Origin of the sequence: Streptomyces sp. SudanB182_2057 (assembly GCF_964272715.1) — a bacterium.
In the GTDB taxonomy this organism is placed as follows: domain Bacteria; phylum Actinomycetota; class Actinomycetes; order Streptomycetales; family Streptomycetaceae; genus Streptomyces; species Streptomyces rubradiris.
Genome location: NZ_OZ186798.1, coordinates 5,404,866 through 5,420,479, shown reverse-complemented (window position 1 = coordinate 5,420,479; position 15,614 = coordinate 5,404,866). Strand labels below are relative to the sequence as shown.

General features: G+C 74.7%; 12 protein-coding genes. 8 read left to right on the top strand and 4 right to left on the bottom strand.

The window, feature by feature from the left end; all coding sequences use genetic code 11:
• The first annotated feature begins 227 nt into the window (after positions 1-227).
• The 7 genes from ACSURM_RS23930 (at position 228) to ACSURM_RS23900 (ending at position 11,108) form a co-directional block, all read left to right on the top strand.
• The gene (locus ACSURM_RS23930; RefSeq protein WP_436957809.1) at positions 228-1,670 is read left to right on the top strand and encodes a hypothetical protein; all 1,443 of its coding nucleotides are present in this window, start codon (positions 228-230) and stop codon (positions 1,668-1,670) included.
• Between the two features lie 14 nt (positions 1,671-1,684).
• Complete coding sequence (locus tag ACSURM_RS23925) at positions 1,685-2,716, top strand: glutamate ABC transporter substrate-binding protein (protein ID WP_436957807.1); 1,032 nt, start codon at positions 1,685-1,687, stop codon at positions 2,714-2,716.
• A 41-nt stretch (positions 2,717-2,757) separates the two neighbouring features.
• A complete protein-coding gene (locus ACSURM_RS23920) occupies positions 2,758-4,038 on the top strand; it encodes a hypothetical protein (RefSeq protein ID WP_436957805.1) in 1,281 nt (426 codons plus the stop codon).
• Positions 4,035-6,503 carry a tetratricopeptide repeat protein gene (locus tag ACSURM_RS23915; protein ID WP_436957804.1) on the top strand — a complete coding sequence of 823 codons (2,469 nt, stop codon included), beginning with the start codon at positions 4,035-4,037 and terminating at the stop codon, positions 6,501-6,503. The genes ACSURM_RS23920 and ACSURM_RS23915 overlap by 4 nt, the downstream gene beginning before the upstream one ends.
• 4 nt (positions 6,504-6,507) lie before the next feature.
• Positions 6,508-7,836 (top strand): PP2C family serine/threonine-protein phosphatase, encoded by a 1,329-nt coding sequence (locus tag ACSURM_RS23910; protein WP_436957802.1) that lies wholly within the window; start codon positions 6,508-6,510, stop codon positions 7,834-7,836.
• Positions 7,837-7,942: 106 nt separating this feature from the next.
• Entirely contained in the window at positions 7,943-9,271 is a 1,329-nt protein-coding gene (locus ACSURM_RS23905; protein WP_436957800.1) for a vWA domain-containing protein, read from the top strand.
• Positions 9,272-9,305: 34 nt separating this feature from the next.
• The gene (locus ACSURM_RS23900; RefSeq protein ID WP_436957798.1) at positions 9,306-11,108 is read left to right on the top strand and encodes an FHA domain-containing protein; all 1,803 of its coding nucleotides are present in this window, start codon (positions 9,306-9,308) and stop codon (positions 11,106-11,108) included.
• A 6-nt stretch (positions 11,109-11,114) separates the two neighbouring features.
• Here ACSURM_RS23900 and ACSURM_RS23895 read toward each other — a convergent pair whose 3' ends face one another.
• Positions 11,115-12,089, bottom strand: a complete 975-nt coding sequence (locus ACSURM_RS23895) for a methyltransferase domain-containing protein (protein WP_436957796.1) — start codon at positions 12,087-12,089, stop codon at positions 11,115-11,117.
• A gap of 85 nt (positions 12,090-12,174) precedes the next feature.
• On the opposite strand from ACSURM_RS23895, the gene ACSURM_RS23890 reads away from it, so the two are divergent.
• Positions 12,175-12,579, top strand: coding sequence for a globin (locus ACSURM_RS23890; protein ID WP_289972375.1), 405 nt, complete (start codon positions 12,175-12,177; stop codon positions 12,577-12,579).
• A 12-nt stretch (positions 12,580-12,591) separates the two neighbouring features.
• Here the strand turns inward: ACSURM_RS23890 and ACSURM_RS23885 are convergent, their stop codons facing one another.
• Genes ACSURM_RS23885 through ettA form a run of 3 tightly spaced genes read right to left on the bottom strand, consistent with a single transcriptional unit; the run spans position 12,592 to position 15,371 of the window.
• A complete protein-coding gene (locus tag ACSURM_RS23885; protein WP_436957794.1) occupies positions 12,592-13,272 on the bottom strand; it encodes a hypothetical protein in 681 nt (226 codons plus the stop codon).
• Complete coding sequence (locus ACSURM_RS23880; RefSeq protein WP_436957792.1) at positions 13,269-13,700, bottom strand: acyl-CoA thioesterase; 432 nt, start codon at positions 13,698-13,700, stop codon at positions 13,269-13,271. Before ACSURM_RS23880 ends, ACSURM_RS23885 begins: the two co-directional genes overlap by 4 nt.
• A 6-nt stretch (positions 13,701-13,706) precedes the next feature.
• Positions 13,707-15,371 (bottom strand): energy-dependent translational throttle protein EttA, encoded by a 1,665-nt coding sequence (gene ettA, locus ACSURM_RS23875; protein WP_436957791.1) that lies wholly within the window; start codon positions 15,369-15,371, stop codon positions 13,707-13,709.
• Positions 15,372-15,614: the final 243 nt, after the last annotated feature.

Sequence of the window (15,614 nt, the reverse complement as noted above, 5' to 3'; positions counted from 1 at the left end):
CTGTCCGGTTCCGGTTCCCCGGGCGGACTGCCGGGGACCGGGGCCCGGCCGCCCCCGGTGGAACCGACGCGCCGTCACCGCCGTCTTCGCCCCCAGGGGTGGTGCGTCCGCCGGCCACACGCCCCGGGGGGCCACCATGATCCGTTCAAGATCCAGTGAAGGCCGGTGCGGATGCCGGCGCGGACGGTGATACTGGGCGGCGAACGGATGACCATGGGGGAGGTCGAGTGACACACCCGCCGAAGAGCAGCACGGCGCCACCGCCGGCCGGATCCGCCGGTGCCGCCGGTGTCCCTGGCATCCCCGCCCAGCCCCACGGCCGGCCCGCGCCCGCCGCCCCGCCCGCCCCTCCCGCGCCCCGCACCGCCTTCGCCGAGGGCGCCGAGCGGGTACGGGCCGCCGCGAGCACCGAGCCGGGGCGGCTGCGGATCATCGGCGCCGTACTGGCCCTGCTCGTCCTCGGGTTCGGCGCGGTCACCGCCTGGCAGACCGGCGCCCGCTCCGCCGCCGCCGACGACGTGCTGCGCCGCAGCCAGCCGCTCAGCTTCGGCGCGGCCGGCATCTACCGCTCGCTGGCCGACGCCAACACCGCCGCGGCCGGAACGTTCCTGGCCGGCGGGCAGGAGGACGCCAAGTCCCGCGACCAGTACGAGAAGGACATCCGGGAGGCCGCCGCCGGGCTCGTCACCGCCGCCGCCAACGCCGAACCCGGCTCCGCCGCCGAGGCGACCGTCGCCCGGCTGAACCGGCTGCTGCCCGAGTACAAGGGCCTCGTCGAGCGGGCCCGGACCTACAACCGGCAGGGCTACCCGGTGGGCGGCGCCTATCTGCGGTACGCCGACGAGAAGATGCAGAAGCACATGCTCCCGGCCGCGCAGGCGCTCTACACCACGGAGAACCGCCGGCTGGACGCGGACTACGGCGACGCGACACCGTACCCGTGGGCGGCGATCGCGCTCGGCGTGCTCGCCCTGGCCGCGCTCGGCTGGGCCCAGCACCGCGTGTACCGGCGCACCAACCGGATCCTCAACCGCGGCCTGGTCGCCGCCACCGCCGCGACCACGGCCGCCCTGCTGTGGCTGGTCGTGGGCCACGCGGTCGCCCGCTCGGGGCTCGACGGCTCCTACGCGCACGGCATCAGGTCCCTCAACGTGCTGCACGAGGCCCGGATCGCCGCCCTGAAGGCGCGCGGCAACGAGAACCTGAGCCTGGTGGCACGCGGCGCGGACACCGTCACGGTGGCCGGGCAGACGTACGACGCCCACTACTACGACTTCGACAAGGACATGGCGGTGCTCCGCACGGCGCTTTCCGAGGCGGCGCGGCTCGCCGACGACGACGCGGGCACCGCCCCGGTCACGGCCGCGCAGAGCGACACGGCCGTGTGGCAGCGGCGGCACGCCGCGGCCCGCGCCGAGGACGAGAACGGCAACTACCAGCAGGCCCTGGACAAGGTGATCGGCGCCAAGGGCGCGACCGCCGAGTGCTTCGACGGCGTCGCCCGCGGCCTGGACCGGGCCATCGGCCACGAACGGGCCGAGTTCAGGCAGGCCGCCGGGGACGGGCGGGACGCGCTGGCCTGGCTGCCGCAGGGCACCGCCGCCCTCGCGGTGCTGGGCGCGGCGGGCTCGGTCGCCGGCATAGGGCGCAGGCTTTCGGAGTACCGGTGACGGGGGGAAGGGCGATGGACGCGAACCGGGCGCGGGCCTCGCTGCGGGGCTGGGGCGGAGTCGCCACGATGGCGGTGCTGTGCGCGCTGGCGCTGGCGTTCGTCCTGCTGCTGCCGTGCACCCAGCGGGCACCGGCCGAGCCGGGCCGTGCGGCGCCGCCCGCCGCCACCGGCACCCAGGTCCGCGCCGACGGCTGCGTGGACGCCGAGGCGCACGAGCGGACGCTCGCCCCGGCCGGCGCCGACGGCCCGACGATCGAGGCGATCCGGGCCCGCACGGGCGCCAAGCGCAAGCTGGTCGTCGGCGTCGACCAGAACGGCTACCGCTGGGGCTACCGCAACCCGAACACCGAGGGCGCCCGGCTGGAGGGCTTCGACATCGACCTCGCGCACCGGATCGCCGAGGACATCCTCGGCGACCGGAACGCGGTGCAGTTCAAGGCGATCCCGACCAACCAGCGCATCCCCGCGATCCAGGACGGGCGCGTCGACATGGTCGTACGCACCATGACGATCACCTGTGACCGGCTGCGCCAGGTCGCGTTCTCCGCGCCCTACTTCCGGACCGGCCAGCAGGTCCTCGCCCCCAAGTCCTCGGACATCACCGGCTACGACGGCTCGCTGGCCGGCAAGAAGGTGTGCACGGCGACCGGTTCGACCGCGTACGCCAAGCTGGACGCCGACCGAAAGGCGGGCCGGCTGCCCGGCTCCACCGACCTGACCACCACCGTGCCCAACCAGCTGGACTGCCTGGTCCGGCTGCAACTCGGCGAGGTGGACGCGGTGGTGACCGACGGCGCGCTCGCCGCGAGCCAGGCCGCCCAGGACCCGACCGTGGAACTCAAGGGCGAGGCGTTCACGACCGAGTACTACGGCGTGGCGATGAAGAAGGACGCCGACGACCTGGTACGCCGGGTCAACCGCGTACTGGTGGACTACGCGGCGGACGGCTGGCAGAAGTCGTACGACGAGTGGCTGTCGGCGACACTGGGCGAGGATCCGGCCGCGTCGAAGCCGCCCGCGCCCCGCTACCGGCGCGGCGGTTGAGCCGCGCCCGACCGGAACCGACAGCGAGCGAGAGGTGATCGATGGGCGTCACGGACCCCGCCGGGCCGGTGATGGACCGGGACGAGGCGGACCGTGCGCTGGCGCGGCTCGGCCAGGAGCACGAGGCGATCGAGACCTCCCTGCTGGCCCTCCAGGACCACGCGGGCCGCAGACTCCTCGAAGGCGCCGGGCTGACCGGCGTCACCCGGGAACGCTGGCAGGCCACGGAGGCACGGATCACCCGGCTGTGGGCGTACTTCGACGCCTACACGGCCGCGCTGCGCCGCGCCCGGGACATCCGCGCCCGGCGCCGCTGGTCCAGCCGCGAGGACCTGGCGGAGCTGACCGGGCTGCTGCGCGGCGCCTCCGTGACCGTCCCCGGCGGCGAGAGCGGCCGGCTCAGCGAGACGTTCACGCTGCCGGCGCTGGTGGAGCGGATGAACGAGCTGTACGCGACGAGCCTGGACGTGATCGTCGCCGCGGACGCGGTGTGGTCGGCGCTGCCCGCGCGGATCGACCTGCTCGCCGCCGAGCTCCAGCGCACCCGGCAGCTCGCGCACTCCGTCGGGGTGCGCCCGGGCGAACACCCGGCCGGTGACGACCTGGAGCGGATCACCCGCACCCTGACCCGGCTGCGCGAGGACGTCGTCACCGACCCGCTGGCGTTCTGGGTGCCGGCCGAGGGCAGTTCCGCGCCGGGCGGCGGACGCCCGGACACCACGGTGTACGACCGTGCGGCGCTCGCCCTGGAGGACGTGCGCCGGGAGATCGACGCCGTGCTGACGGTGCGCCAGGACGCGGAGGCGCGGCTGGTGCGGGTGCGGGACGTGCTGTCCCGGGCGGACCGCACCCTCGCCGAGGCCCGGACCGCGCGCGGCGAGGTGCTGGCGAAGATCGCCGCCACCGAGGTGCCGGCGGTCGGCGGCCCGCCGACCGTCCTCCAGGAGCAGTTGGCGACCGCCGTGGAGTACCGCAGGCAGGGCCGGTGGCACCGGCTGTCCCCGCTGCTGGAGTCCCTGGAGGAGAAAGCCGAGGACGAACTGCTGCGCGCCCGCGCGTCGTTGACCGCCGTCACCGCGCCGCTCGCGGTCCGCGCCGAGCTGCGCGGCCGGCTCGACGCCTACAAGGCGAAGGTCGCCCGGCACGGCCTGGCCGAGGACCCGCTGCTGGTGGAGCGCTACGACGCGGCCCGCCGCATGCTGTGGAGCGCGCCCTGCGACCTGCGCGTGGCCGAACAGGCCGTGCTGCGCTACCAGCGGGCGGCGGCCGAACTGATCGGCGGCGCGGACGCGCCGGCGGACCGCGAGGGGGACGCGTCATGAGCCGGCCGGGACAGACCTGCCAGCGGCCCGGGTGCGAGGGCGCCTACGAGGACGTCGGCGGCGGGCTGTACTGCGACACCTGCGGTCTGGCGCCGGTGGTGTCGGCCGCGGCTCCGCCCGCCGGGGAGGGGATGGTGGTCTCCCCGGCCACCGGGGTCGCCAAGGCGGCTGCGGACGGCCCGGGTTCGCGCAGCGCCCGGACGTCCTCGCAGTCGTCGCGCTCGCGCCGCTCGGTGTCCGGACGGCTGTCCCGCTCGGTGTCGGGGAAGTCCACCGGCCGTTCGGTGTCGGTGCGCAGCTCGGGCGCCTCCACCGGCTCCTCGGCGCGCGGGCGGCTGGGCGCCGGGCTGGTGTCCGTGCCGCAGGTGCCGCGGCCCGACCCGCACGCGATGGTGCTGGAGCGCCCGGAGGTGCCCGAGCGCAAGCGGTTCTGCTCCCGGTCGGACTGCGGGGCCCCGGTGGGCCGGGCGCGCGGTGACCGGCCGGGCCGCACGGAAGGTTTCTGCACCAAGTGCGGGCACCCGTACTCCTTCGTGCCCAAGCTGCGCGCCGGGGACATCGTGCACGGCCAGTACGAGGTCGCGGGCTGTCTCGCGCACGGCGGGCTGGGCTGGATCTACCTCGCCGTGGACCGGGCCGTCGCCGACCGCTGGGTGGTGCTCAAGGGCCTGCTGGACACCGGCGACCAGGACGCGATGGCCGCGGCGATCTCCGAGCGGCGCTTCCTCGCCGAGATCGAGCACGCCAACATCGTGCGGATCTACAACTTCGTGGAACACCTGGACCAGCGCACCGGCTCGCTGGACGGCTACATCGTCATGGAGTACGTCGGCGGCAAGTCCCTGAAGGAGATCGCCAACGCCCGCCGGGCCCCCGACGGCCGCCGCGACCCGCTGCCGGTGGAACAGGCGTGCGCCTACGGCATCGAGGCCCTGGAGGCGCTCGGCCACCTGCACAGCAGGAACCTGCTGTACTGCGACTTCAAGGTGGACAACGCCATCCAGACCGAGGACCAGCTCAAGCTGATCGACATGGGCGCGGTCCGCCGGATGGACGACGCCGAGTCGGCGATCTACGGCACGATCGGCTACCAGGCCCCCGAGGTCGCCGAAACCGGCCCGTCGGTCGCCAGCGACCTGTACACGGTGGGCCGCACCCTGGCGGTGCTCACCTTCGACTTCCAGGGCTACACCACCGTCTACGCCGACTCCCTGCCCGACCCGGACACCGTCGAGGTGCTCAGCCGCTACGAGTCCTTCTACCGGCTCCTGGTGCGCGCCACCGACCCCGACCCGGACCGCCGGTTCGGCTCCGCGCAGGAGATGGCCGAGCAGCTGACCGGCGTGCTGCGCGAGGTGGTCGCGCTGCAGACCGGGCAGCCCCGGCCCGCGCTGTCCACCCTGTTCGGGCCCGAGGTGAGGGTCACGGACACCGAGCTGTTCCCGCCGCTGGACGGGGACGTCTCGCGGCTCGGCGCCCGCCGGGACCGCAACGCCCCGGCCGTCGCCGCCGCCCCCGTCCCGGCGGCGCTGGTCCGGCCCGTGGACACCGCGGCCGCCGCCCTCGCCCTGCCCCTGGCGCTGGTCGACCCCGGCGACCCGGCCGCCGGTTTCCTGGCGGGCCTGCCGGCCGCCGGCCCGGCCGAGCTGATCGGCGCGCTGGCCGCGGCGCCCGAGCAGACCGTGGAGACCCGGCTGCGGCGGATCCGCGCCCGGCTGGAGAGCGGCGAGACGGGGGACGCCCTGCTGAGCCTGGCCGAACTGGACGAGGAACGGCCCGACGACTGGCGGGTGGTGTGGCAGCGGGGCGTGGCCGCCCTGGTCACCGGCGACTTCGAGGGCGCCGCCCTGGCCTTCGACGCCGTCTACGACGCCTTCCCCGGCGAGAGCGCGCCCAAGCTGGCCCTCGGCCTGTGCGCGGAGGTGCTGGGCCAGCCGGACAACGCGGCCGAGTACTACCGGCTGGTGTGGACGACCGACCGGAGCTTCGTGAGCGCCGCGTTCGGGCTGGCCCGGGTGCGGCTCGCGGGCGGGGACCGGCAGGGCGCGGTCCGCACGCTGGAGTCGGTGCCGGAGTCCTCCATCCACTACACGGCCGCCCGGGTCGCCGCCGTCCGGGCCCGGCTGAGAGGCCGTACCCCCGGCCCCGGTGACGTACCGTTCGGGGACGACCTGACGGCCGCCGCCGGGCAGGTCGAGGCGCTCCAGGCCTACGGTCTGGACCCGGCGCGGCGCGCGCGGCTGTCGGCGGAAGTACTCGGCGGCGCGCTGGACTGGGTACTCTCCGGGGGCGCCGGATCCGCCGCGGCGGGCCGGACGCTGCTGGGCAGCGGTCTGGACGAGCGGGGTCTGCGCTTCGGTCTGGAGCGTGCCTACCGCACGCTGGCCCGGCTGGCGCCCGGCGGCAAGGAGAGGATCGAGCTGGTGGAACGGGCCAACCGTTACCGCCCCCGGACGTGGGTGTAAGTCGATGTCGCAGATGCCCCGGCAGGCCGCACTGCCGAAGTGCCCGAGCTGCGCGGAACCGGTGGAGCCGGGTGACCTGTTCTGCGGAGCGTGCGGATACGACCTTTCGGCGGTGCCCGCACCGCCGCAGGACCATCCGACGCTCCCCATGACCGGCGCCGCCGCGCCCGGGAACGGAACGGACCGGGCCGCCCCCTGGCCCGCCGGCCCGGCGCCCGCGCCCCCGGCGGACCCGCCGGGCCCCGGCGCGGACGGCGCCGCGCCGCACGGGCAGGAGGACGGGGACGAACGGTCCGCCGGTTCGGGGGTGCGCTTCGACCGGCCGGCGGAGCCCGACGAGTACCCGTTGCAGGCGCCGGACCCGCGGTCGGCCGTCCCCGCCGCTCCGGCCGCCGCCCCCGCCGCCCCGGCGCGGCTGTGCGTGGCCTGCCGCACCGGCCGGGTCGACGACGACGGCTACTGCGAGAACTGCGGGCACGCCCAGCCCCGCGAACGCGACCACCTGGAGCGGGAGACGGGCCCGGTCGCGGCCGTCAGCGACCGCGGACTGCGCCACCACCGCAACGAGGACGCGTTCGCGGTCGGCCACACCACGCTGCCCGACGGCACCCCGGCGGCGCTGGCGATCGTCTGCGACGGCGTGTCCTCCGCGACCCGCCCCGACGCCGCCTCCCTGGCCGCCTCCCGGGCGGCCGGCGACACCCTGCTGGCCGGACTGGAGCACGGCACCCATCCGCAGGCGGCGATGCACGAGGCGATCGTCGCCGCCGCGCACGCCGTCAACGCGCTCGCCGACGAACCCGCGACGGCCCGTGAGCACGCCCCGCACCAGAACGCGCCGGCCTGCACGATCGTCGGCGCGGTGGTCACCTCCGGGCTGCTGGTCGTCGGCTGGGTCGGCGACAGCCGGGTCTACTGGGTGCCCACCGACCGCACCGCGCCGTCCGCCCGGCTCACCGAGGACGACTCCTGGGCCGCGCAGATGGTGGCCGCCGGACTGATGAGCGAGGCCGAGGCGTACGCCGACGAGCGGGCCCACGCGATCACCGGCTGGCTCGGCGCGGACGCCTACGAACTGGAGCCGCACACCGCCTGCTTCCAGCCCGACCGGCCCGGCGCGGTGGTGGTGTGCACCGACGGGCTGTGGAACTACGCCGAGACGCCCCAGGAGATGTCCGAGGTCGTCCCGCCGGACGCGGCGACCCGCCCGCTGCACGGCGCCCAAGTGCTCGTCGGGCACGCCCTGGACGGCGGGGGCCACGACAACGTAACAGTGGCGGTACTGCCGTTCCCCGCGCCGCCGCAGGGGGCAGGATCGGCGGGAAGGCCGTAGCCCGCGGGACTGCGGCACGGGGAAGCCGGGACGGACCGGAGGGGACCGGTCCGCCCGCAGCCGGGGCCCGGCGTGGGCGGGCCGATCGAGGGGGATGCGTCACAACATGGCCAATTTCGCGAAGCCGGACGGACCGCGGTTCTCGGTGGACGTCTACCAGAACGAGTACCTGCCCGAGGGCGGCAGCCAGGTCGACGCCATAGTGACGGTGACCGCGACTGGCGGCGGCACCCTCGGCGGTGCCCTTGCCGCGCCGGAGCGGCCCTCCGCCGCGGTGGCCGTCATGGTCGACTGCTCGGGCTCCATGGACTACCCGCCCGCGAAGATGCGCGGCGCGCGGGAGGCCACGGCCGCCGCCATCGACACCCTGCGCGACGGCACCCGCTTCGCGGTGATCGGCGGCACCCATGTCGCCCAGGAGGTCTACCCGGGCGGCGGGCGGCTCGCGGTCGCCGACGCCACCACCCGCGCGCAGGCCAAGCAGGCGCTGCGCCGGCTGAGCGCGGGCGGCGGTACGGCCATCGGCACCTGGCTGCGGCTCGCCGACCGGCTGCTGTCCGCCGCGGACGTCACCATCCGGCACGGCATCCTGCTCACCGACGGCCGCAACGAACACGAGTCGCCCGCGGACCTGCGGGCCACCCTGGACGCCTGTGCGGGCCGGTTCACCTGTGACGCGCGGGGCGTGGGCACGGACTGGGACGTGAAAGAAGTCACAGGCATCGCCTCGGCGCTGCTCGGCACCGCCGACATCGTCGCCGACCCGGCCGGGCTCGCCGCCGACTTCACGCGGATGATGGAGACGGCGATGGGCAAGGAGGTCGCCGACGTCACCCTGCGGGTGTGGACCCCGGTCGGGGCGGCCCTCCGGTTCGTCAAGCAAGTCGCGCCCGCCGTCGAGGACTTGACGCACCGTCGGACCGAGGCCGGGCCGCGCGCCGGGGACTACCCGACCGGGTCGTGGGGCGACGAGTCCCGCGACTACCACCTGTCCGTGACGGTCCCGCCGGCCGGACTGGGCCACGAGATGCTGGCGGCACGGGTCTCCCTGGTGATCCCGCAACGGGACGGAACGGTACAGAACCTCGGCGCGCAGGGCCTCGTACGGGCCGTGTGGACCGACGACATGGCCGCCTCCACCGCCATGAGCCCCCAAGTCGCCCACTACACCGGGCAGGCCGAACTGGCTCAAGTCATCCAGCAAGGTATCGATCTGCGCAAAGCGGGCGATTTGGATGGAGCAACGGCCAAACTGGGGAGGGCCGTTCAGCTCGCGAACGCCTCCGGCAACGCCGATACTGCGAAACTGCTTGCGAAGGTGGTGGACGTGGTCGACGCCGCGACAGGTACTGTGCGGTTGAAGACGAGGGTCACGGAGGCCGACGAGATGACTCTGGAGACCCGGTCCACCAAGACCGTCCGTGTGAAGAAGTGACCCTCCAAAGCGTAGGAGAAGGGGAAGCACCGACATGCCGACCTGCCCGAACGGACACCAGTCGGGTTCCGACGACTGGTGCGAGGTCTGCGGTCACCGCATGGCCGGTGCCGTACCTCCGCCCCCGCCGCCGCCCCCGGGCGCCGGCGGCTACGGCTTCCCGCCGCCCGCCGGCGCGCCCGGCCGGCCCGGCCCCGCCGCGGCCGGCCCCGAACCGGAGCTGTGCCCGCAGTGCCGCACGCCCCGCGAGGGCGGCGCGCCGTTCTGCGAGGAGTGCCGGTGGAACTTCCTGACCAACACGGCGACCTCGTACACCCCGGCCGCGCCGCGCCCGCCGCAGCCCCGGTTCCAGCCGCCCAGCGCGACCTACGGCGGCGGTGACGGGTACGAGTACCAGGGCTCCCGGCCCTCGCAGGTGAACCGGCCCGCCGAACCGATCCCGTCCTTCGGCGGCGAGCCGTCGGGCCCGACCCCGTTCGGCCCCGACCGGACCCCGCCCGCCGCGGGCCGGCCGCCCTTCCCGCCCGGCGACCGCCGCCCGCCCACGCCCCCGCAGGGGTTCGGACAGGGACCCGGCGGACCCGGCGGTCCCGGTGCCGGTGGTCCCGGTGCCGGTGGCGCGTCCGGTCCCGGCGGGTTCCCCGGTCAGGGTGCCGGTCCCGACGGGTTCCCGGGTCAGGGTCCCGGGGGTCCTGGCGCCGGTGGTCCCGGTGGTCCGGCCGGTCCCGGTGGTCCTGGTGGTCCCGCGGCCGGTCCCGGTGGTCCCGGTGCCGGTCGTCCGGCGGGGCCTCGGTCCGGCTTCGGCGGCGGTCCCGGGCAGGGCCCCGGCAATGGCACTCCCTCCGGCCCGTCGGGGTTCGGCGGCCCGGGGCAGGGCCCCGGTTCCGGCGCTCCCTCCGGCCCGTCCGGGTTCGGCGGCGGCCCGGGGCAGGGCCCCGGCAATCCCTCCCGTCCCGGCGGCCCGTCGGGTCCCGGTGCTCCCGGCGGCCCCGGTCCCTCCGGCTTCGGTGGCGACCCCTCGCGTCCGGTCCCGCCGCCGCCCGGCGGACCGGGTGGACCCGGCGGCCCTGGCGGTACCGGCGGTCCCGGTGGCGTGCCGCAGGCGTTCCAGCAGGCCGGAGCCTCCGCTCCGCCCGCCCCGCCCGCGTTCCCGCGCGGCAACCGCCGTCCCCCGGCCGGTGAGGACGACTGGGTGATCTCCCCGCCGTCGTCCGGCGGCCCGGGCCAGGACACCGGCGGCCAGGGCGGCGGCTACGGCTACCCGCACCCCGGCGCCACCCAGGCACCGCCCGCACCGGGCGGCCCCGGCGGACGACCGGGCGGACCGGGCGGCCCCGGCGGGTTCCCGCAGGCACCTCAGCAGGCCCAGGCCCCGCAGGCGCCGCAGGCACCCCACGTGCCGCACCAGTCGCAGGCCCAGGGCGCCCGGCCGGGCACCTGGACCGCGACCATCGGCCCGGACCGCGAGTACTTCATGGCGATGATGCAGCGCTCCGGCCCCGAGGCCGCGGGCCTGAACCTGCCCGCGTACTCGCCCGAGCAGCAGCGCACCCTCACCGGCAACCAGGTGACCATCGGGCGCCGCCGGCACTCCACCGGCGACACCCCGGACATCGACCTGTCGGTGCCGCCGGAGGACCCGGGCGTCTCGCACCAGCACGCGATGCTGGTGCAGCAGCCGGACGGCAGCTGGGCGGTCGTCGACCAGAACTCGACCAACGGCACCACGGTCAACATGTCCGAGGAGCCGATCCAGCCGTTCGTGCCGGTCCCCCTCCGGGACGGCGACCGGGTGCACGTGGGCGCCTGGACGACGATCACCGTCCGCCGGGGCTGACCCCGCTCAGGGCAGCGGCCAGGCGTACGGCCCCGCGGGGTCGTCCAGCCAGGCCCAGGCGTGCTCGCCGCGGACCGTGACGCCGTAGCGGCCGCGGCCCGGGGCGCCCTCGCGCTCCCACAGCGCGTACGCCTCCCGGGGCCCGAGGGCGCCCCGGGTCAGCGCGAGCAGGAAGCGGAACGGCTCCTGCTCGCGGGCCCGGGCGGGCAGTCCGGACAGGCTCACGCTCCCGGGACCGGCCCGGACCTGGCCGCGCAGCGGCACGAAGAAGGCGGCCCCGGGCAGGAAGCGGCCCTCGGCGTGCTCCGCGTCCCGCACGGTCAGGGCGAGCAGTCCGGTGGCCAGCGGGGTGAGGACGCGCGCGCCGGGGCGGCACTGGGCGAGCCAGGCGCGCGGCACCGCGCACAGCTCGCAGGTGGCGATGATCCGGTCGTAGGGGGCGCGTTCGGGCACCCCGCGCGCGCCGTCGCCGGTGACCACGGCCGGGTGGTGGCCGGCCGCCGCCAGGTGCCGCCGGGCCGACTCGGTGATCTCCGGTTCCAGGTCGACGGTGGTCACCAGGTCGTCGGCGCCGAGCCGGTGGGCGAGCAGGGCCGCGTTGTAGCCGGTGCCGGCGCCCACCTCCAGGACCCGGTCGCCGTCCTCGACGCGCAGGGCGACCAGCATCCGGGCCATCAGGGAGGGCTGGCTGCTGGAGGAGACCAGCTCGCCGTCGCGCAGCCGGGTGGCCAGCGGCACGTCCGCGTAGGCGCCGCGCACCCAGCGCTCCCGGGCCGCCGGTTCGGGACTCTCGCCCCAGCGGCGTTCGTACCCGCGCGGCCCGGGGACGTAGTAGTACGGCACGAACAGGTGCCGGGGCACCGCCGCGAACGCCTCCCGCCACACCGGGTCCGCCGCCCAGGCACCGCCGGCGTCGATCCGCCGCACCAGCTCGGCCCGCGCCGCGTCGGCGAGCGCCTCGGTGCCGGTGTCGTAGCCCATGGGTCCACAGTAGGGGCGGGCGGCCCCCGCACGGGGCGGTCCTACGTCTTCCGTCCTGGGTCACCGCGTCTGAGACGATAGACGGGTGAATGAGATTCGGCGCGGCACGCTTCAGGAGCAGACCTTCTACGAGCAGGTCGGCGGGGAGGAGACCTTCCGCCGGCTCGTCCACCGTTTCTACGAGGGAGTCGCCGGGGACCCGCTCCTGCGGCCGATGTACCCGGAGGAGGACCTGGGCCCGGCCGAGGAGCGGCTGGCCCTGTTCCTGATGCAGTACTGGGGCGGCCCCACGACCTACAGCGACAACCGCGGGCATCCCCGGCTGCGCATGCGGCACGCCCCGTTCACCGTGGACCGGGCGGCGCACGACGCCTGGCTGCGGCACATGCGGGTGGCCGTCGAGGAACTCGGGCTGTCCGAGGAGCACGAGCGCACGCTGTGGAACTACCTGACGTACGCCGCCGCGTCGATGGTGAACACGCCCGGCTGAGCCGGGTGCGGGTCAGCGCACGCTGACCCCGAGGGACCCGAGCGGCCCCGCCTGCCGTACGGCCACCGATCCGTACGGCGTGCGCAGCCGCAGCCACGTCCCCGAGGAGAACAGCCCGGTGTCGGCGGCCCCGGTGCCCGGCCGGAGGAAGCCCAGGGACTGGGCGGCGTGCACGGCCCGCACCGGCAGAGCGGTGCCCCCGATCCGCCGGGACCAGATGTCCCGACCGATCCGGTCCAGCTCCGCGCGGGTACGGGCCTCGGGTGCCAGTTCCTCGGTGCGGGAGCGGAATTCGGTCACCGCGGCGGCGACCGTGGCGCGCAGCGCGTCCGGCGCGGGCAGCCCCGGCTCGGGCCGCCAGCCGGTGCGCGGCGGCAGCAGTCCGGCCCACGGCGGACCGGTGACCGCGCCCGGGACGGCGGCGGTGGCCGCCCGCTCGTCCACGGACTCCAGCAGCTCCCCGGCGGAGACGGTCACGTCGAGGGTGGCGTCGAGCCCGTCCTCGTACGGCTTGGCCAGCCGCACCGCGCGGACGGCCAGTACCTCGAAGGACGGCGGCCGGCCGAAGACGGCGAGTGCCGTGCCGGCCGCCTGGAGGCGCACCGCGGCCCCACGGTCGTAGTGGAGCAGCCGGGAGAGGAAGGCGGCGAGGTCCGCCGCCTCCGTCTCGTCGGCCAGGTGCAGCACCGTCATGCGGCGACGGCCTCCCCGTCGGCCTCCGCGGCGCCCTCGCCGGCGTCCGTGTACTCCTGGAGGAAGTCACGCTCCTCCGCGGTGATCCGCCGCGGACGCTGGGCGGCGAAGTCGAACGGGACGATGACCGTCGACGCCCGGGCGTAGACGAGGTCGCCGTCCTTCACCTCGTAGGCGAGGGTGAAGGAGGCGGCCTTGATCTCGCTGACCCACAGCTCGACGGTCACCGGTTCGTGCCGGTGGACGAGCTGCCGCTTGTAGTCGATCTCGTGGCGCGCCACCACGGACCCCTGCTGGAAGTCCTTGTCCGGACGGAACAGGAAGTCGACCCGGGCCTCCTCCAGGTAGCGGAGGAACACCACGTTGTTGACGTGGCCGTACGCGTCCATGTCCGCCCAGCGCAGCGGGCAGCGGTAGATGTGGCGCAAGACCGATCAGCCCCGGGTCAGCTTCTTGTAGGTGGCCCGGTGCGGACGCGCGGCGTCCGGACCCAGCCGCTCGATCTTGTTCTTCTCGTACGACTCGAAGTTGCCCTCGAACCAGAACCACTTCGACTCGCCCTCGTAGGCGAGGATGTGCGTCGCGACGCGGTCCAGGAACCAGCGGTCGTGGGAGACGACGACGGCGCAGCCTGGGAAGTCCAGCAGGGCGTTCTCCAGGCTGGAGAGCGTCTCGACGTCGAGGTCGTTGGTGGGCTCGTCGAGCAGGAGCAGGTTGCCGCCCTGCTTCAGGGTCAGCGCCAGGTTGAGCCGGTTGCGCTCACCGCCGGAGAGGACCCCGGCCGGCTTCTGCTGGTCCGGACCCTTGAAGCCGAAGGCCGACACGTACGCCCGGCTCGGCATCTCGACCTGGCCGACGTTGATGTAGTCGAGCCCGTCGGAGACGACCTCCCACAGCGTCTTCTTCGGGTCGATGTTGGCGCGGCTCTGGTCGACGTAGGAGATCTTGACGGTCTCGCCGACCTTGATGTCGCCGGAGTCCGGCGTCTCCAGGCCCTGGATCATCTTGAACAGGGTGGTCTTGCCGGCGCCGTTCGGGCCGATGACACCCACGATGCCGTTGCGCGGCAGCGTGAAGCTGAGGTTGTCGACCAGGACCTTGTCGCCGAAGGCCTTGCTCAGCTCGTTGACCTCGACCACGACGTTGCCCAGGCGCGGGCCCGGCGGGATCTGGATCTCCTCGAAGTCCAGCTTCCGCATCTTCTCGGCCTCGGCGGCCATCTCCTCGTACCGCGCGAGACGGGCCTTGGACTTGGCCTGCCGCCCCTTGGCGTTGGAGCGGACCCACTCCAGCTCTTCCTTGAGCCGCTTCTGCCGCTTGGCGTCCTTCTGGCCCTCGACCTTCAGACGGGCGGCCTTGGTCTCCAGGTACTTGGAGTAGTTGCCCTCGTAGCCGTGGAGGCGGCCGCGGTCCACCTCGCAGATCCACCCGGCGACGTTGTCCAGGAAGTACCGGTCGTGGGTGACCGCGACGACGGTGCCCGGGTACTTGGCCAGGTGCTGCTCCAGCCAGTTCACCGACTCGGCGTCGAGGTGGTTGGTGGGCTCGTCCAGGAGCAGCAGGTCGGGCTGCTCCAGCAGCAGCTTGCAGAGCGCGACGCGGCGCTTCTCACCACCGGAGAGGTTGACCACGGGCCAGTCGCCCGGGGGGCACCCGAGCGCGTCCATGGCCTGCTCCAGCTGGGCGTCGAGGTCCCAGGCGTTCGCGTGGTCCAGCTCCTCCTGGAGCTTGCCCATCTCGTCGAGCAGCGCGTCGGAGTAGTCGGTCGCCATCAGCTCGGCGATCTCGTTGAACCGGTCGAGCTTGCCCTTGATCTCGGCGACACCCTCCTGGACGTTCTCCAGGACGGTCTTCTCCTCGTTCAGCGGGGGCTCCTGGAGCAGGATGCCGACGCTGTAGCCGGGCGAGAGGAAGGCGTCACCGTTGGACGGCTGCTCCAGCCCCGCCATGATCTTCAGCACGGTCGACTTACCGGCACCGTTCGGGCCGACGACGCCGATCTTCGCCCCGGGGAGGAAGTTCAGGGTGACGTCATCGAGGATCACCTTGTCGCCGTGCGCCTTGCGCGCCTTGCGCATGGTGTAAATGAACTCAGCCAAGAGAAACCGTCCGGCAGCTTGAAATCTGGCAGTGGGCAGATACACCCCATCTTGCCGTACCGCCAGCCCTACGGGGAAACCCGTTCCGTCCGGGGGTCCTGACCTGCGGTTTCACTGTGGCGCGCCGTGTCTCGTCTGTCACTGCCGGTCACCGTCGGCCGGCTTCGGGCGCCCTTGCACGGCCCGGAGACGGCCCACGAAGGACCATACCGTTCGAAGGTCAGCGGTCCCGCGGCCCTGGGT